The sequence below is a fragment of the Streptomyces sp. SS7 genome, from assembly GCF_037993025.1.
In the GTDB taxonomy this organism is placed as follows: domain Bacteria; phylum Actinomycetota; class Actinomycetes; order Streptomycetales; family Streptomycetaceae; genus Streptomyces.
The window spans coordinates 425,907-443,172 of record NZ_CP141223.1 but is presented as its reverse complement, the minus strand read 5'-3'; the positions used below and the strand labels follow the sequence as shown (position 1 = coordinate 443,172).

Below are 17,266 nucleotides of genomic sequence, written 5' to 3'. Positions count from 1 at the left end.
CGTCACGGAAGCCTGGGAGAGTGGCTCCGTGATGTCCCCCTCCTCGCGCTCCTCGCGTCCGCAGCCCCAGGAGGTCGCGCGGGTGACCGCGGAGGCGGCGGAGCTGCTGGAGGTCCTGTGGGGCCGTGCCTCCACGGCCCCGGTCTCCGCCTCCCAGCTGCGGGTGCTGTTCATCCTGGAGCACAACGAAGGCATCAACCTGCGGACACTCGCCGACCACCTGGGCTCGACCCCGCCGTCCACCAGCCGGCTGTGCGACCGGTTGCAGGCCGTGGGCTTCGTCGAACGCAGGGCGGCCGAGAACAGCCGCCGTGAGCTCCAGCTCTTCCTGAGCCGGCACGGGCGTGCGTTCCTCACCGATCTGCGCGCGCGGCGCGAGAGTGCCCTGGAGGCGGTCCTGGAGCAGATGCCGGCCGTGCAGCGCGACGCGCTGCTGCGGGGTCTGGAGGCCTTCTGCACCGCAGCGGCGCAGCAGATCCACGAGCCGGCCGGCCCGGCCGGCGCGGCCACGGCCTGAGTGCCTCGGGCGTGCGCCGCGGGCCGCCGTGGCGCGCCGCGGGTGGTCGTCCTCGCCCACCGGCACATCCGTGATCCCTCCCGCGTGACTGCCCCGCACACTTTGTTGCCTCATGCTCATAGTTGTCAAATGGCAACTGTTGCCCGTGCCTGGCCGCCGCACCTGCGCCTTTCCGGCCGGTGCGGCGAGCCGCCCTCAGGCCTCCGGCTCCGTCCCGGCCGCGCCCCGGTCGATGAGGTCCAGCGCGTCACCGACCTCCTCCGAGATCGGCACCGTGAGGCTGACGCCGGTCAGATCGAGCACACGCCGCACGGCGGGCGCGGGCGCGATGACATGGACACTGCCGGGCAGGGCGCGGGCCTCGTGGTAGACGCGCAGGATGATGTTCATGCCGGACGAGTCCATGAAGGGCACGGCCGACAGGTCGAGCAGGAAGTGCCGGCGGCCGTGGTGGAGCTGGTTCGCCAGCTGGGCCTGGAGCTCGGTCGCGGTGTCGAGGTCCAGATGGCCTTCGACCGTGACCAGGGCGACGTCCTCCCGGACCACGTCGACCTCGACGGACAGGGGGTGCTGGGCGGTGGACACGACTACCTCCGAAAGCTGACGGTCGGGACCGGTCGCCCCGGCGGACGGTTGCGCAGCGGGGTGGGGGGCGACGGACGGATGGACTCCTCCAGGGGCTGCGGCCTTCTTCTCGCGCCGAGCGGCTACCCCGGAACCCGCCCCTCATGCCCGCTCCGCCCCTCATGCCCGCTCCGCCGCTCACGTCCGCGGCCCGCGTCGGCGCGGGCGACACCTCGCCCGCCCGGCCCGGTATGCGGACGCGACGCCCGGGTAGCCGCAGCGGTGGAACGCGTGAGAAGGGAGCGAAGTGACCACCGACGCACACCGCCCGCCCGCCCCCCGATGTACGGCGACACCGTGACCGGCCGGCGAAGCCGTCCCGCGTGACGGGCGACGACCTCGCGGCGACCGCCCCGCCGCCGACCGCGGACGCCCCGCCGCCGACCGCCGCGGCCGCGCGGGCACGGGCGCGTGCGGTGGTCGACGCCCACTGGTGCGGGCACCCGCCGCACGAACGGGACCTCATCGATCTGGAGCTGGTGGTCTCCGAGCTGGTGACGAACGCGATCCGGCACGGCGGCGGCCTGGCCGGCTTCGAGGTGACGCCCGTACCCGGTGGCGTACGCCTCGCCGTGCACGACCGCAGCGAGGCGGTGCCGTCCGCCGCCTACGGCACCGGGGAACCGCCGACGGCCCACCGCGGCAACGGCTACGGCTGGCCCCTGATCATCCGGCTCACCCGCGAGCTGAGCGTCGAGTCACGCCCCGACGGCGGGAAGACGATCCGCGTGCTGGTGCCGCTGCGCCCCGCCCCGGCCCGTCTCACCAGGGCAGGAACACATGCACCTCCTTGCCCGCCCCGTCCGGGACCACGCTGACCTGCGTGCACAGCGTCTCGATCAGGTACCAGCCGATACCGCCGCCCCCGGTGTCCGGCCGGAAGGGACGCGGGGACGGCCGTACGGCACTGGTGTCGTGCACCGTGACGTGCACCCCGTCGAACGTGGGCCGCAGCGCCAGCTCGAACGGTCCCGGCGCGAACCGCACGGCGTTGGACGCCAGCTCAGTGACGATCAGCACGATGTCGTGCCAGCACTCCGGCGCGGACGGCGGGACGACCTCCGCGAGCGCGTCGAGGAACTCCTCCGCGGCCAGCCGCGCGCCCGTCACATCGTGCGGCTCGCCCGCGAACCGCACGGTCCGGGCCGGTACGGCCGCACCGGCCCGGGAGTCGTCGCCGCGCGGGTCGATCGCCATGTCGTGGGTGCGGCCCACCGCCGGGGGGCCGACGTCCTTTCTCGTACGTATCTCTCGTCGCCACTCACAGGGTTCCCGGGTCGGCCCGTCCTACGCGCCCCGCGCGCCCCCTGCCCTGAGAGCCCGTCCCGCAGGCTCTCAGCGGAAGACGTCGTCGGCGTCGTCCCAGCTCAGGATCTCTTCCGTCGGCGTCTGCCGGGGCAGCCTGGCCCTCGCCTGGTACATCGCCTCGATCTCCGCCGCGTAGTGCCGCACGATCGAGTCGCGGCGCAGCTTCATGGACGGGGTCAGCAGCCCGTTCGCGTGGTCGAACGGCTGGGGGAGGATCCGGAAGGCGCGGATCGACTCCGAGCGCGACACCGAGCTGTTCGCCGCCGCGACCGCCCGGGCGATCTCCTCCCGCAGGGCGTTCTCCTCACGGGCCTCCCGGCCCTCCCCGTACAGCGTCAGGCTGGCGCGCCAGTGCGCCAGGAAATCGGGGTCCAGGGTGATCAGCGCGCCCACACAGGGCCGGTTGTCGCCGACGACCACCGCCTGGTGCACGAGCGGATGCATCCGCAGCCGCTGCTCCAGCGCGGCCGGCGCCACGCTCTTGCCGCTGCTGGTGATGATGACGTCCTTCTTCCGTCCCGTGATGGTCAGATAGCCGTCGTTGTCCATGTACCCCAGATCGCCCGTGGCCAGCCAGCCGCCCCGCAGCGCGGCCCGGGTCGCGGCGTCGGCGTTGACGTACCCCTGGAACACCGACGGGCCGCGCACCAGGATCTCCCCGTCGTCCGCCACCCGGATGTCGGTGCCCGGCAGGGCCTGCCCGACCGTCCCGGACCGCTCCCGGCCGAGCGGCTGCATGGTGACACCGCCGCTGGTCTCGGTGAGCCCGTACCCGTCGTGGACGTACACGCCGATGCCCTCGTAGAACAGGGACAGGTCGCGGTGGAGCGGGGAGCCGCCCGAGGTGGCGCGGTGCACCCGGCCGCCCAGTGCCGCGCGCAGCCGGCGGTACACCGTCCGCTCGAACAGCGCGTGCTGGAGCCGCAGATCGAAGCCGGGCCCCGAACCACGGCCCAGCCGATGGCGCTCGACGGCCGCCGCGAAGTCCCGCGCCGTCTCCGCGGCCCGCTCGAACAGCGCCCCGCGGCCCGATTCCTGCGCCACCCGCAGGAAGTTCTTGTAGATCTTCTCGAACACCGACGGCACCGCGTAGAGATAGGTCGGCCGGAAGGACTTCAGCGCCGCCGAGAGCGAATCCGCGCTCAGGTCGGGCTCGTGCCCCATCAGGATGCCCCCGCGCAGACACAGCCCCTGGATCATCAGGCCGTACACATGGGAGAACGGCAGGAACGCGAGGACGGAGGCCTGCTCCCCGGGCGGCGCGGCGGTCTGTCCCCAGCCGGCCAGCAGGGTGTCGCAGGGGCTGGCCAGGCTCCGGTGGCTCAGCGCGCAGCCGAGCGGACGGCCCGACGTGCCCGAGGTGTACGCGATCACCGCGGTGGAGTCGGGCATCACGATCCTGCGCAACGAGTCCACGGTGGTCACCGGGACGTACTCACCGCGCCGCGCGAGCTCCTCCAGCGCCCCGGTGTCGAGCTGCCATACGTGCCGCAGCCGGGGCAGGGTCGCGCACACCGACCCCACCGTCATGACGCTCTGCTCGTCCTCGACGACCACACCCACACAGGCCGAGTCCCGCAGGATCCACTCGACCTGGTCGCGCGAGGAGGTCGGGTACACCGGCACCACCTCGGCGCCCACCGCCCACAGGGCGTAACTGAGGACGGTCCACTCGTACCGGGTGCGCGCCATGATCGCGACCCGGTGGCCGGGGGAGATCCCGGACGCCACGAACCCCTTCGCCAGGTCCACGACCTGGTCGCGCAGCTCGACGGCCGTCACCTCCTGCCAGGTGGCGGAGCCCGGCGCGCCGGGGCGGGCGAGGACGGCCAGCACCGGGGTACGGGCCGCTGTCTCGAAAACGCTGTCGGCGAGCCCGCCGGTCAGGGGCGAAACGGCTGGGGGAGCGACAGCGAAGTCGCGCATACGCTGCTCCTGACATGTACGAAGGGTGACCCCGTCGACGAGAACTGTTATCGACGCTGGCGAATGTAGCCCAGGCGGGACTGCTTGTGGCCGGGAACCGACCAAGTGATGAGCGTCGGTGACCTGGCCCGTCATGGGGCGCCCTCGGAAACCGGCCACACGGCCTCAGGCCTGGGTCTGCCGCACGCACGTCGTGACGACCTCCCGCAGACTGCCCGTGCGCGCGAACACCTCCTGCTGCACCTGCGACCCGTTGCCGTTCAGCAGCAGACCGGCACACGCCTCCCGGGCCCGCTCCAGGTCGCCGCTGTCCGTGAGCGCGTCCTCGACGTACTCCAGCAGCGACTGTACGACGGTCTCGGCGGGCGCGTTCCGCATGGTCAGCGGGTCGACCAGGTCCCCGGTCAGCCCCGAGCGGGCGGCCCGCCAGTCGGCCAGCCGCAACAGGCTGACGCTGTGGTCCGCCGGCTCCTTCCCGGCCTCCCAGTCCCGGGCGGCCGTCTCCACGAGGGCCCGCGCCAGCGTCGCGACGAGGACGGCGGTGTCCGCGCGCAGACAGACATCGGCCACCCGCACCTCCACCGTCGGCCAGCGTGCCGACAGCCGGGCGTCGAAGTAGACCATCTTCTCGTCGAGGATCGTCCCCGTGGCCAGCATGTCCGCCACCCGCCGGTGGTAGCGCTCGGCCGACCCGAACAGCTCGGTCGGGCCCGCCGACGGCCAGCGCAGCCACACCCGGCTGCGATAACTGCTGTACCCCGTCTCCCGGCCCTGCCAGAACGGCGAGTTGGCGCTCAGCGCGGTCAGCACCGACAGCCAGGGCCGCAGCCGGTCGATGACCGCGACCCCCTCCTCGTCGGAGGCGACCGAGACATGCACGTGACAGCCGCACACGATCTGCTCACGGGTCGCGATGCGGTACTGGTCCGCCATCCACCGGTAGCGCGTCCCGATGCTCACGGAGGGACGCACCGCCAGCGGGGAGGTGGCGAGCGCGGCGACCGCGCAGCCCGCCTCCCGCGCGTGCTTGGCCGCCTCCGCGCGGATCCGGACGATGTCCGCGCCCAGCTCCGCCATCTCCGACCGGGGATGGGTGGCGAACTCCACCATCTGGTTGTGCAGTTCCTTCTGGAAGACGGGCTCTTCCTCGGCCACGTCGTACCGCGCGGCGCGGGCGAGGACCGCGGCGGACAGCGCCCTGGGCTCCCCGGTCTCGGGGTCGACCAGGAGGAGCTCCTCCTCCACTCCTACGGTGCGCACGCGATACGGCCTTTCTCTGCGCCCTGCCTGCTGACGGCCGGGACCGGCTGGGACTGCTCAGGGGTGCACGCACCCGACTGCCCCTTCAGGGGCCGTCTCACACGGACGACGGCCGTAGCCACACCGTGGCCAGCGGCGGCAGCGTGAGCGTCAGCTCCCCGTTCGCCGCCTTGACCGGTTCGGCGTGGACGACGTCACCGCCGCCGTAGCGCGCCGCGTCGGTGTTGAGGACCTCCTCCCACGCGGGTGCCTCACCGGGGACGTGGAGCGGGTAGTCGTGGCGGACCACCGGCGAGAAATTGCTCACCGCCAGCAGCGGGCCGCCGTCGGCGCCGTACCGCAGGAACGCGAGGACGTTGTCGTCGGCGGCGTCCCCGAGCACCCACCGGAACCCGGCCGGGTCGGTGTCGCGCTCCCATAGCGCCGGAGTCGACCGGTACACGGCGTTCAGATCACGCACCAGGTCCTGGACGCCCCGGTGATCGCCCGCGGACGCGTACCCGGGGTCGAGCAGCCACCACTCGGGGCCGTGCGCCTCGGACCACTCGGCCCCCTGCGCGAACTCCTGCCCCATGAACAACAGCTGCTTGCCGGGATGGGCCCACATGAAGCCCAGGTACGCCCGGTGGTTCGCGCGCCGCTGCCACCAGTCGCCGGGCATCTTCGACACCAGCGCCTGCTTGCCGTGCACCACCTCGTCGTGCGAGATGGGCAGCACGTAGTTCTCGCTGTAGGCGTACACCATCGAGAAGGTCATCTCGTTGTGGTGGTACTTGCGGTGCACCGGTTCCTTCGCCATGTACTGCAGCGAGTCGTGCATCCACCCCATGTTCCACTTCAGCCCGAAGCCCAGCCCGCCGCTGTCGGTCGGCCGGGTCACCCCGCCCCAGGCGGTCGACTCCTCGGCGATCGTGACGACCCCCGGGCACCGCCGGTACACGGTCGCGTTCATCTCCTGGAGGAAGGCCATCGCGGCCAGATCCTCCCGTCCTCCGTACACATTGGGCTCCCACTGCCCGGAGTCCCGCGAGTAGTCGAGGTAGAGCATCGAGGCGACGGCGTCCACCCGCAGCCCGTCGACGTGGAACTCCTCGCACCAGTACGTGGCGTTGGCGACCAGGAAGTTGCGCACCTCGGTGCGCGCGTAGTCGAACTCGAACGTCCCCCAGTCCGGGTGCTCGGCCCGCCGCGCGTCCCCGGGCTCGTACAGCGGATCCCCGTCGAAGCGGGCCAGCGCCCAGTCGTCCTTGGGGAAGTGCGCCGGCACCCAGTCCACGATCACCCCGACACCGGCCCGGTGCAGGGCGTCCACCAGGTACTTGAAGTCGTCCGGGGTGCCGAGCCGGGCCGTCGGCGCGTAGAACCCGGTGACCTGGTAGCCCCAGGAACCGGCGAAGGGGTGCTGGGCGACCGGCATGAACTCCACATGGGTGAAGCCCAGGTCGGTCACGTACGCGGGGAGCACCTCGGCCAGCTCCCGGTACGACAGCCCCGGCCGCCAGGACGGCAGATGGACCTCGTAGACCGAGAACGGCGCCCGGTGCACCGGGACGTCACCCCGGTGCGCCATCCACTCGGCGTCACCCCACGTGTAGTGCGAGGCGTGCACGATCGACGCCGTGTCCGGCGGGACCTCCGCCCGCCGTGCCATCGGGTCGGCCTTCAGGAACCGTCCGCCGTGCCGGGAGGCGATCTCGAACTTGTACCGGGTGCCCTCGCCGATGCCGGGCAGGAACAGCTCCCACACCCCGGCCGCGCCGAGCGACCGCATGGGGAACGCGGTCCCGTCCCAGCAGCAGAAGTCACCCGCGACCCGCACGCCCCGCGCGTTGGGCGCCCACACCGTGAAGCGGGTGCCGGCCACCCCCTGGTGGGTCATCGGCTCGGCGCCCAGCGCCCGCCACAGCTCCTCGTGCCGGCCCTCCCGCACCAGATGCAGATCCAGGTCGCCGAGCGCCGGCAGGAACCGGTAGGGGTCCTCCACCTCGCACGGGTCGCCGTCGTACGCCACCCGCAGCGTGTACGCCGGAACCTCGTCGAGCGGCAGTACGGCGGCGAAGAGACCGTCCTCCTCGGAGGCGAGCGGGATCGCCGTCCCGCCGACGACCACGCTCACCGAGTCGGCGAACGGACGCAGGGCCCGGAACAGCACGCCCCCCGCCACCGGGTGGGCGCCCAGCAGGGCGTGCGGGTCGTGATGGGCGCCCGAGAGCAGACGGGCGCGGTCGGCGGGGTCGAGCGCGGGCGCCGCGAGCGGCCGGGGACCGGCGGCCTCGGGGGGAGCGGTGTCGCGCAGGGCCATGGGTCAGCCTCCTCGGACGGCGAGTCGTTCGATCGCCGCCATGGGTACGGGTAGCCAGTCGGGCCGGTTGCGGGCCTCGTACAGCACTTCGTAAACGGCGCGATCCGTCTCATAGGCACGCAGAAGCGCGTGCTTCTTGCGGGGGTCCCAGCCCGCCCGGGCCGCGTAGCCCGCGCAGTAGGCCTCCCGGCAGCGGCGCGCCCACTCCGGCCGCCAGGGCCGCCGCTGCCGGGCGGCGTAGTCGAAGGAGCGCAGCATGCCCGCGATGTCCCGCACCGGTGAGTGGGCGAGCCGGCGCTCGGCCAGCGGCCGGGACGGTTCGCCCTCGAAGTCGATGACGAACCAGTCGCGCCCGGCCCGCAGCACCTGCCCCAGGTGCAGATCGCCGTGGATGCGCTGGGCGGGCGGTCCCTGGTCGCAGACCGCGAGCGAGGTGAACGCCGTGGTCAGACCCGGGACGAACGGCCGCAGCGCCGGCACGTGGTGCGCGGCCGCCTCCAGCCGCTCCGTCATCGCGGCCGCCGTCCGCCCGTCCTCGGCGTCCGGACCGGCCGGCAGGGCCGCCGCGAGCGCCAGGTGGACGTCGGCCGTCGCCCGGCCCAGCTCCTCGGCCTCCGAGGTGAAGTCCTCGCCCCGGGCCAGCGCCTGCAGCGCGAGCGTCCAGCCGTCCGCCGCGTCGGGCAGGAACGGCTGGAGCACACCGAGCGTGGCCTCCTGGGGATGGGTGGTCCGGAACCAGGCCACCGGCGCGGGGACCCGCCCGCACCCCTGGCCGGCCAGCGCCACCGGCACCTCCAGATCGGGGTTCACGCCCGGCTGGATCCGCCGGAAGATCTTCAGGATGTACGCGTCGCCGTACACCAGCGAGGTGTTGGACTGCTCGGCCTCCAGCAGCCGCGGCGCGAGCCCGGCGGGCAGCGACACCGCCGGGTCCGACTCGAAGCAGAGCGGACCGAGCGTGCCCGGGTGGCGCATCCGCTCCAGGAGCAGCTGCGCCGACCGGGGGTCCTGCAACGCGTCGTGCACCGTCAGCCCGGCCAGCGGGCCGTCCTCGACCCTGCCGATCAGCGCCCGGCCCAGCCGGGGGGACAGGTGTTCCTGCAGACCGAGGAGCAGCTGGTAGCAGTCACCGGCGGGGGGAGTGCCCCCGGGTGTCGGCACCCCGGACTGGCCGGCGTGTACGAGCAGATGGAGACAACCCGGGTAGAGCTCCGTCATCGACAGCATGCGCAGATCGGTGAGCGGCCGGTCCTTCCCGGCGAACCAGCGCTGCCGGGGCAGCCACTCGCGCAGCAGCGCGACGAGCGGACCCCCGGAGCGGAAGGCGCTCGCGGTGCTCGGCCTGAGCGGGGCGGTCTTCGTCACGATGACCCATCCTTTCCTCGGCGCACGCTCACAGGCGTCGGCCGACACGGGCCGCGGCTCGGGTGAGCCGGAACCAGTAGAAGCCGTGCCCGGCCAGGGTGAGCAGATAGGGCAGTTCACCGATGGCCGGGAAGCGCACCCCGCCGAACAGCTCGACCGGATGGCGTCCGTCGAAGCGGCGCAGGTCGAGCTCGGTGGGCTGGGCGAAGCGCGAGAAGTTGTGCACGCACAGCACCAGGTCGTCCTCGTACTCGCGCAGGAACGCGAGCACGGCCGGATTCGAGGACGGCAGCTCGGTGAAGGTGCCGAGCCCGAAGGCGGGGTTCTGCTTGCGGATCTCGATCATCCGGCGGGTCCAGTGCAGCAGCGACGAGGGCGACGACATCGACGCCTCGACGTTGGTGACCTGGTAGCCGTAGACGGGATCCATGATCGTCGGCAGACACAGCCGCCCCGGGTCGCAGGACGAGAAGCCGGCGTTGCGGTCCGGTGTCCACTGCATCGGGGTGCGGACGGCGTCGCGGTCGCCGAGCCAGATGTTGTCGCCCATGCCGATCTCGTCGCCGTAGTAGAGGATCGGCGAGCCGGGCAGCGACAGCAGCAGGGCGGTGAACAGCTCGATCTGGTTGCGGTCGTTGTCCAGGAGCGGGGCGAGGCGGCGGCGGATGCCGATGTTGGCGCGCATCCGCGGGTCCTTGGCGTACTCCGCGTACATGTAGTCGCGCTCTTCGTCGGTGACCATCTCCAGGGTCAGCTCGTCGTGGTTGCGCAGGAAGATGCCCCACTGGCACTTGGCGGGAATGGCCGGGGTCTTCGCCAGGATCTCCGAGACCGGATAGCGGGACTCCCGGCGGACGGCCATGAAGATCCGCGGCATGACGGGGAAGTGGAACGCCATGTGGCATTCGTCGCCGCCGGAGGCGTAGTCGCCGAAGTAGTCGACCACGTCCTCGGGCCACTGGTTGGCCTCGGCGAGGATCACCGTGTCCGGGTACATGGCGTCGATCTCGCGGCGCACCCGCTTGAGGAACGTGTGCGTGGCGGGCAGGTTCTCGCAGTTGGTGCCCTCGCGCGCGTACAGGTACGGCACCGCGTCCAGCCGGAAGCCGTCGATGCCCAGGTCCAGCCAGAACCGGAGAGCGGCGAGGATCTCCTCCTGGACGGCCGGGTTCTCGTAGTTGAGGTCGGGCTGGTGGGAGAAGAAGCGGTGGAAGAAGTACTGCTTGCGGACGGGGTCGAAGGTCCAGTTGGAGACCTCGGTGTCGACGAAGATGATGCGGGCGTCGGCGTACTGCTTGTCGTCGTCGGCCCACATGTAGTAGTCGCCGTAGGGGCCGTCGGGGTCCTTCCTCGACTCCTGGAACCACGGGTGCTGGTCGCTGGTGTGGTTCATGACGAAGTCGATGATCACGCGCATCCCGCGCTGGTGGGCGTGGTCGACGAACTCCACGAAGTCGGCGAGGTCGCCGAACTCGGGGAGCACCGAGGTGTAGTCGGAGACGTCGTACCCGCCGTCGCGCAGGGGGGACTTGAAGAAGGGCGGCAGCCAGAGGCAGTCGACACCCAGCCACTGGAGGTAGTCGAGCCGGGCGGTGAGCCCCGTGAGATCGCCGACACCGTCCCCGTCGCTGTCCTGGAAGGAACGGACGAGGACCTCGTAGAAGACGGCTCGTTTGAACCAGTCGGGGTCGCGGTCCTTGGCGGGGGTGTCCTCGAACGTGTCCGGGACGGGTGAGTTGACGGTCATGGCGGTCTGGGGCCTCCGATCTGCGGTGCGGATCACCGGACGTGGAACACGTGGGCCGGGCTCGTGCCGGGGTCCAGGCGCACGTAGTTGTGCCGGCCCCAGGAGTAGGACGCACCCGTCAGCTCGTCGTGTACCGACACCGACGCGTGGTCGTCCAGCCCCAGTTGGGAGAGGTCCAGCGAGACCGTGGCCTCCTGGGCGCGGTGCGGGTCGAGGTTGACGACGACGATCACCGTGTCCGTCCCGGTGCGCTTGCTGTAGACGAGGACGGAGTCGTTGTCCGCGTCGTGGAAGCGCAGGTTCCTGAGGTGGTGGAGCGCCGGGTGGCCGCGCCGGATGGTGTTGAGGCGGGTGATGAGGGGGGCGAGGGTGTCGGGGGTGTCCCAGTTCCTGGGTTTGAGCTGGTATTTCTCGGAGTCGAGGTATTCCTCGCTGCCGGGGCGCAGGGGGGTGTTCTCGCAGAGTTCGTAGCCGCTGTAGATGCCCCAGGTGGGGGAGAGGGTGGCGGCGAGGACGGCGCGGACGGCGAAGGCGGGGCGGCCGCCGTGCTGGAGGTAGGCGTGGAGGATGTCGGGGGTGTTGGCGAAGAGGTTGGGCCGCATGTAGGAGGCGGCGTCGCCGGAGAGTTCGGTGAGGTAGTCGGTGAGTTCCTGTTTGGTGGTGCGCCAGGTGAAGTAGGTGTAGGACTGCTGGAAGCCGGTCTGGGCGAGGGTGTGCATCATCGCGGGGCGGGTGAAGGCCTCGGCGAGGAAGAGGACGTCGGGGTCGGTGGCGTTGATGCCGGCGATGACGCGTTCCCAGAAGACGACGGGTTTGGTGTGGGGGTTGTCGACGCGGAAGATCCGTACGCCGTGGGACATCCAGTGGCGCAGGACGCGGAGGGTCTCGGTGACGATGCCGTCGAGGTCGGTGTCGAAGGCGATGGGGTAGATGTCCTGGTATTTCTTGGGGGGGTTCTCCGCGTGCGCGATGGTGCCGTCGGGGCGGTGGTGGAACCATTCGGGGTGTTTGTGGACCCAGGGGTGGTCGGGGGAGCACTGGAGGGCGAAGTCGAGGGCGATCTCCAGGCCGAGGGTGCGGGCCTGTTCGACGAAGCGGGTGAAGTCCTCGAGGGTGCCGAGGTCGGGGTGGACGGTGTCGTGGCCGCCTTCGGGGGAGCCGATGGCCCAGGGGACGCCGACGTCGTCGGGGGTGGCGTCGAGGGTGTTGTTGCGGCCTTTGCGGTGGGTGGTGCCGATGGGGTGGATCGGGGGGAGGTAGACGACGTCGAAGCCCATGGCGGCGATGGCGGGCAGCCGGCGGGCGGCGGTGCGGAAGGTGCCGTGGGGGTGGTCGGGGGTGCCCTCGGAGCGGGGGAAGAACTCGTACCAGGCGCCGTACAGGGCGCGTTCGCGTTCCACCAGCAGTGGCAGGGGCGGCGAGACGGTGAGCAGCTCCCGCAGCGGATGACGGGCCAGGACCGCGTCCACCTCCGGCGTCAACGCCGCCGCCAGACGGGAGGCGGGCGGCAGCGAGTCGTCGCCCAGGGCCCGCGCTGCCCTGAGGGCCGTCGTACGGGCCCGGCCCTTCGGCACTCCGGCCGCCGCGCGCTCGTACAGCTCCGCGCCCTCCTCCAGCACCAGCCCCACGTCGAGGCCGGCCGGGACCTTGATCCGCGCCGTCCGGCGCCAGGTGGTGACCGGGTCGCTCCAGGCCTCGACGGCGTACGTCCAGCGGCCCGGCGCGTCCGGGGTGACCTCGGCGCCCCAGCGGTCGCTGCCCGGGGCCAGTTCACGCATCGGCGTCCACGGACCGCGCCGGCCCTTGGGCCCGCGCAGGACGACATTGGCGGCCACCGCGTCATGGCCCTCCCGGAACACGGTCGCCGTCACCTCGAAGCTCTCCCCCGGGACCGCCTTGGCCGGACGTCTGCCGCCCTCCACCGCGGGCCGCACGTCGCGGACCGGGATCCGGCCGATGACAGGGGTCGGGCTCATTCGTCTCACCTTCGTTGTGCTCATGGCCGGGCTAACGGCCGGATCGGCCGGGCGGTTCTGCGCCGGGTCATCCGTCCGGCCCGCAGCCGAATCTGTCGTCATGTGGTCCGCCGGGCCCGCGGCCCGGCTCCCGCTCCGCCACCGGAACGGGTCCGCCGTCACGGCGTCGCCGGAGCGAGCCGGGCCACCGCCCGGCCACCGCGCCGTGCGGCGCCGGCCGCCCGCGGACGGCCGTCCTGTTCCTGCAGGTAGACGGCGAGCGTGGTGCGCAGATACCGCTCCGCCGCGTCCGCGGCCTCGCGCGCGCAGCGCTTTCCCATGAGCACACACAAGGTGTAACCCGAGTCCTCGAAGGTGGCCCGCACCGCGCGGTCGGCCGGGGAGGCGAGCATCACGCGCTCCCACGCCCGGTACCGCCGCAACTGCCTGGCGACCTCGGTCTTGGCCGGTAGCAGCATGACGCAGTCACCTTTCGGGCTCGATGAATGTTTCACTCATGGTGCATGCGCCGACACCCAGCGTCTTGTTGGATCTTCAATCACCCCGGAGTGCGCTCGTGTTGCACGAATGGACTAACGCCCGCACTGTGGGAGGTGACTCAGAAGCGATCAGCGCTCACCCTCCGTATATTCGGCCCGCGGGGGCCCACGGAGCGGGAGCCTCGCCGGTGAGGAGCCAACGACGATGAAGACCGCAGTTCCCTGCTACTACCACCTCGACGTGGACGTCAGTCCGGAGCGCGTCGCCCAGGTCGGCCGGATCCTGGCCGCCCACCTGAGGTACTGGGACCTCGAAACCCTCGTCGCCCCCGTCTGCGGCGGCGCCGGGATGCTGTTGACGGCCATCGACGAGAACGCGACGGACAAGTCCCTCTCGATCGAGATGTGGTGGAACGGCCAGCATCTGATCACGGCCGTCGGCGGCAACGACCGTGAGCTGCGTCCCGACCAGGACCTGCGGAGCTGCCTGGAGCAGATCGCCGCGATGAGCGACGGCTGGGGCTGCTGTGCCACCGCCACCGGCAGCAAGGTCATCTGGTTCTCGCAGCGCGCCCGTTCCGGCGAACGCGTCCCGCTGGTGCCGGCCCCGCCGTCGCCCAGCCTGCGCGAAGGACGCCCGGTGCCGCGCGCCCTCCCGGTGGCGGCGCTGGCCGCCCCGGCGCCCGCTGAACCCGGGGTCCTGGAGGCGGTTCGGTGACCTCACCGCCCCACCGGACGGCAGGGGTGCCCGCGTGGAGCGGGCACCCCTACCCCCTGGGCGCCGACTTCGACGGCGACGGCACCAACTTCGCGCTGTTCAGCGAGGTCGCCGAGCGGGTCGACCTGGTGCTCGTCGAGGACGACGACAGCCACCGGACCGTCCCGCTGACCGAGGTCGACGGTTTCGTCTGGCACGGCCGTCTGCCCGGTGTCGGCCCCGGACAGCGCTACGGCTACCGGGTGCACGGCCCCTGGGACCCGGCCGGCGGACACCGCTGCAACCCGGCGAAGCTGCTCCTCGACCCCTACGCCCGCGCCGTCGAGGGCCGGACCGACAACCACCCCTCGCTCTTCGAACGCGCCGGGGACCGCCCCGACTCCGCCGACAGCGCGGGGCACACCCCGCTGGGCGTGGTCACCGACCCCGCCTTCGACTGGGGCGACGACACCCCGCCCCGGCGCTCGTACGCCGACACGGTGATCTACGAGGCCCACGTCCGCGGGCTCACCCGCACCCACCCCGACGTCCCGCGCGCCCTGCGCGGCACCTACGCCGGCCTCGCCCACCCGGCGGTGACCGAGCACCTCACCTCGCTGGGCGTGACCGCGATCGAGCTGATGCCGGTCCACCAGTACGTGCAGGACGGTGTGCTCATCGACCGGGGCCTCGCCAACTACTGGGGCTACAACACCATCGGCTTCTTCGCGCCGCACCACGCCTACGCCGCCCACGGCACCCGGGGACAGCAGGTCACCGAGTTCAAGGAGATGGTGAAGGCGCTGCACGCGGCCGGCCTCGAGGTGATCCTCGACGTCGTCTACAACCACACCGCCGAGGGCAACGAGAAGGGCCCCACCCTCTCCTTCCGGGGCATCGACAACGCCTCGTACTACCGGCTGGTGGACGGCGACTGGTCGCACTACTACGACACCACCGGCACCGGCAACAGCCTGCTCATGCGCCACCCGTACGTGCTCCAGCTCATCATGGACTCGCTGCGTTACTGGGTGACCGAGATGCACGTCGACGGCTTCCGGTTCGACCTCGCGGCCACCCTGGCCCGGCAGTTCCACGAGGTGGACCGGCTGTCGGCGTTCTTCGACCTGATCCAGCAGGACCCGGTGATCAGCCGCGTCAAGCTGATCGCCGAGCCCTGGGACGTGGGCGAGGGCGGCTACCAGGTGGGCAACTTCCCGCCCCTGTGGTCGGAGTGGAACGGCAGGTACCGTGACGCCGTACGCGACTTCTGGCGGGCCGAGCCGCACTCCCTCGGCGAGTTCGCCTCCCGGCTGACGGGCTCCTCCGACCTGTACGCCCACACCAGGCGCCGGCCGCGCGCCAGCGTCAACTTCGTGACCGCGCACGACGGTTTCACCCTGCGCGACCTCGTCTCGTACAACCACAAGCACAACCAGGCCAACGGCGAGGGCGACCGCGACGGCGAGAGCCACAACCGGTCCTGGAACTGCGGGGCGGAGGGCGAGACCGACGACCCGGCCGTCCTGACACTGCGCGCCCGCCAGCAGCGCAACCTCCTCGCCACCCTGCTGCTCTCCCAGGGCATCCCGATGATCGGCCACGGCGACGAACTCGGGCGCACCCAGCGCGGCAACAACAACGCCTACTGCCAGGACAACCCCGTGTCCTGGATCGACTGGCGGCTCACCGAGGAGCAGCGCCGGCTCACCGACTTCTGCCGGCGCCTTCTCGCGCTGCGCGCCGCCCACCCCGTGCTGCGCCGGCGCCGCTTCTTCCTCGGCGAGACCGTCACCCACGCCGGACAGCCCCTGCCCGACCTGGTCTGGTTCCAGCCGGACGCCCGCGAGATGCGTGACCGCGACTGGCTGCGCTCCGACGTCCACAGCGTCGGCGTCTTCCTCAACGGCGACGCCATCGCCGAACCCGACCCCCGCGGCCGCCCGGTGGTGGACGACTCCTTCCTCCTGCTCTTCAACAGCTACTGGGAACCGGTCCCCTTCCGCCTCCCCGGCACGTCCTACGGCGAGCGCTGGACGATCGCCGCCGACACGGCGGAACCGGACGGGGCCCGGGACGAGACGGAGTACAAGGCGGGCGCCGAACTGACCCTGGAATCCCGCAGCCTGATCGTCCTGACGAGACCCCCGCGCCGCTCGGAGTGAAGGACGGGCGCGGGGCTCCCCCTCCTTCGGCGTCACCGCTGACGACGCGACGTCACCGTGAACTGCGCCCCGTCCGGATCCCGCAGAATCGCCTCCTCCTCACCCTCCCGCAGCACGCTCCCCCCGTGCTTCTCCGCGGCCCGCACAGCCCCCGGCACCTCGCCGACGGCGAAATGCACCTGCCAGTGCGGCCGAATGGTGGGATCGGGCGCCGCCTCCAACGCCCCCGACTCGATCCGCGCCACGACATCGCCCCCGCTGCGCAGCACCACCTCGCCGCCCTCGTACCGCACCTCGCAGCACCCGGGCCGGTCCGTGGCCCAGTCGAGGATCTCGCCGTAGAAGATCGCGGAGTCGAAGGCGTCGCGGGTGTGCAGCCGGATGAAGGAGGGGGCGGCCTGCCGCCACGCCTCCCAGTTGCCGATCAGCTTGCCCTCCCAGACCCCGAAGGTCGCCCCCTCCCGGTCGGCCAGCAGGGCCGCCCGGCCCGGCGGCAGCGAGATCGGCCCCACCGCCACGGTCCCCCCGCGCTCCCGGGTGCGGGAGGCGGCCTCGTCGGCGCTGCGGACGGCGAAGTACGGCGTCCACGCGACCGCCATCTGCCACATCGCGGCGACGGCGGCGATCCCGGCCACCGGGACGTCGTCCACCAGCGCCGTCCGGAAATGGCCGCCCAGGGTGCCGCGCCGCCACGTCCAGCCGAGGACGGCTCCGTAGAACTCCTGGGTGGCCTCCAGATCGCGGCTGGTCAGGCTCACCCAGCAGGGCGCGCCGAACACGGCGTCGGTGGAGAGGACGTCCCGCGCTCCGCGGGGTGGGGACGGGTGATCGTTCATGGGGGCTCGCGTTCCTGTCTCCGGGCCGACGGCCGGCGGCTCTCCTCCAGTGTCCGGCCGGACT

At 72.0% G+C, this 17,266-nt stretch carries 14 protein-coding genes; 4 read left to right on the top strand and 10 right to left on the bottom strand.

Annotated elements, in window-relative coordinates; genetic code table 11:
- Window positions 1–31: 31 nt before the first annotated feature.
- Window positions 32–517: a MarR family transcriptional regulator gene (locus tag U5640_RS02075; RefSeq protein WP_340374078.1), complete on the top strand. Its 486-nt coding sequence runs from the start codon at window positions 32–34 to the stop codon at window positions 515–517.
- 195 nt (window positions 518–712) lie between these two features.
- On the opposite strand, the gene U5640_RS02070 is transcribed toward U5640_RS02075, so the two are convergent.
- Window positions 713–1,102 (bottom strand): STAS domain-containing protein, encoded by a 390-nt coding sequence (locus U5640_RS02070; protein ID WP_340374077.1) that lies wholly within the window; start codon window positions 1,100–1,102, stop codon window positions 713–715.
- 362 nt (window positions 1,103–1,464) lie between these two features.
- Here U5640_RS02070 and U5640_RS02065 point away from each other — a divergent pair, with 362 nt between their 5' ends.
- Window positions 1,465–1,959 (top strand): ATP-binding protein, encoded by a 495-nt coding sequence (locus tag U5640_RS02065; RefSeq protein ID WP_340374076.1) that lies wholly within the window; start codon window positions 1,465–1,467, stop codon window positions 1,957–1,959.
- Here the strand turns inward: U5640_RS02065 and U5640_RS02060 are convergent.
- The 8 genes from U5640_RS02060 to U5640_RS02025 form a co-directional block, all read right to left on the bottom strand.
- The gene (locus U5640_RS02060; RefSeq protein ID WP_340374075.1) at window positions 1,904–2,338 is read right to left on the bottom strand and encodes an ATP-binding protein; all 435 of its coding nucleotides are present in this window, start codon (window positions 2,336–2,338) and stop codon (window positions 1,904–1,906) included. The two genes, U5640_RS02065 and U5640_RS02060, sit on opposite strands and share 56 nt — an antisense overlap.
- A gap of 138 nt (window positions 2,339–2,476) precedes the next feature.
- Window positions 2,477–4,375, bottom strand: coding sequence for an AMP-dependent synthetase/ligase (locus tag U5640_RS02055; protein ID WP_340374074.1), 1,899 nt, complete (start codon window positions 4,373–4,375; stop codon window positions 2,477–2,479).
- A gap of 165 nt (window positions 4,376–4,540) precedes the next feature.
- Window positions 4,541–5,635, bottom strand: a complete 1,095-nt coding sequence (locus U5640_RS02050; protein ID WP_340374073.1) for a glutamate--cysteine ligase — start codon at window positions 5,633–5,635, stop codon at window positions 4,541–4,543.
- A 97-nt stretch (window positions 5,636–5,732) separates the two neighbouring features.
- On the bottom strand, window positions 5,733–7,937 hold the full coding sequence (gene glgB, locus U5640_RS02045) for a 1,4-alpha-glucan branching enzyme (RefSeq protein ID WP_340374072.1): 2,205 nt from the start codon (window positions 7,935–7,937) through the stop codon (window positions 5,733–5,735).
- A gap of 3 nt (window positions 7,938–7,940) precedes the next feature.
- Window positions 7,941–9,302 (bottom strand): maltokinase, encoded by a 1,362-nt coding sequence (locus U5640_RS02040; RefSeq protein WP_340374071.1) that lies wholly within the window; start codon window positions 9,300–9,302, stop codon window positions 7,941–7,943.
- Between the two features lie 28 nt (window positions 9,303–9,330).
- Window positions 9,331–11,049, bottom strand: coding sequence for a maltose alpha-D-glucosyltransferase (gene treS, locus U5640_RS02035; RefSeq protein WP_340374070.1), 1,719 nt, complete (start codon window positions 11,047–11,049; stop codon window positions 9,331–9,333).
- A 32-nt stretch (window positions 11,050–11,081) separates the two neighbouring features.
- Window positions 11,082–13,025 (bottom strand): alpha-1,4-glucan--maltose-1-phosphate maltosyltransferase, encoded by a 1,944-nt coding sequence (locus U5640_RS02030; RefSeq protein WP_340374069.1) that lies wholly within the window; start codon window positions 13,023–13,025, stop codon window positions 11,082–11,084.
- 158 nt (window positions 13,026–13,183) lie between these two features.
- Window positions 13,184–13,483 (bottom strand): DUF5133 domain-containing protein, encoded by a 300-nt coding sequence (locus U5640_RS02025; RefSeq protein WP_340374068.1) that lies wholly within the window; start codon window positions 13,481–13,483, stop codon window positions 13,184–13,186.
- Between the two features lie 226 nt (window positions 13,484–13,709).
- Between U5640_RS02025 and U5640_RS02020 the strand changes: the two genes are divergently transcribed.
- Entirely contained in the window at window positions 13,710–14,222 is a 513-nt protein-coding gene (locus tag U5640_RS02020; RefSeq protein ID WP_340374067.1) for a pep a2, read from the top strand.
- Window positions 14,219–16,366 (top strand): glycogen debranching protein GlgX, encoded by a 2,148-nt coding sequence (gene glgX / locus U5640_RS02015; protein WP_340374066.1) that lies wholly within the window; start codon window positions 14,219–14,221, stop codon window positions 16,364–16,366. The genes U5640_RS02020 and glgX overlap by 4 nt, the downstream gene beginning before the upstream one ends.
- Before the next feature lie 32 nt (window positions 16,367–16,398).
- Here glgX and U5640_RS02010 read toward each other — a convergent pair whose 3' ends face one another.
- On the bottom strand, window positions 16,399–17,202 hold the full coding sequence (locus U5640_RS02010) for a VOC family protein (protein ID WP_340374065.1): 804 nt from the start codon (window positions 17,200–17,202) through the stop codon (window positions 16,399–16,401).
- Window positions 17,203–17,266: the final 64 nt, after the last annotated feature.

Coding starts and splice junctions, on each gene's coding strand:
- U5640_RS02020 (WP_340374067.1), top strand. CDS start 13,710: ATGAAGACCGCAGTTCCCTGCTACTACCACCTCGACGTGGACGTCAGT.
- U5640_RS02010 (WP_340374065.1), bottom strand. CDS start 17,202: ATGAACGATCACCCGTCCCCACCCCGCGGAGCGCGGGACGTCCTCTCC.
- U5640_RS02075 (WP_340374078.1), top strand. CDS start 32: ATGTCCCCCTCCTCGCGCTCCTCGCGTCCGCAGCCCCAGGAGGTCGCG.
- U5640_RS02025 (WP_340374068.1), bottom strand. CDS start 13,483: ATGCTGCTACCGGCCAAGACCGAGGTCGCCAGGCAGTTGCGGCGGTAC.
- treS (WP_340374070.1), bottom strand. CDS start 11,049: ATGACCGTCAACTCACCCGTCCCGGACACGTTCGAGGACACCCCCGCC.
- U5640_RS02060 (WP_340374075.1), bottom strand. CDS start 2,338: ATGGCGATCGACCCGCGCGGCGACGACTCCCGGGCCGGTGCGGCCGTA.
- U5640_RS02055 (WP_340374074.1), bottom strand. CDS start 4,375: ATGCGCGACTTCGCTGTCGCTCCCCCAGCCGTTTCGCCCCTGACCGGC.
- glgB (WP_340374072.1), bottom strand. CDS start 7,937: ATGGCCCTGCGCGACACCGCTCCCCCCGAGGCCGCCGGTCCCCGGCCG.
- U5640_RS02030 (WP_340374069.1), bottom strand. CDS start 13,025: ATGAGCCCGACCCCTGTCATCGGCCGGATCCCGGTCCGCGACGTGCGG.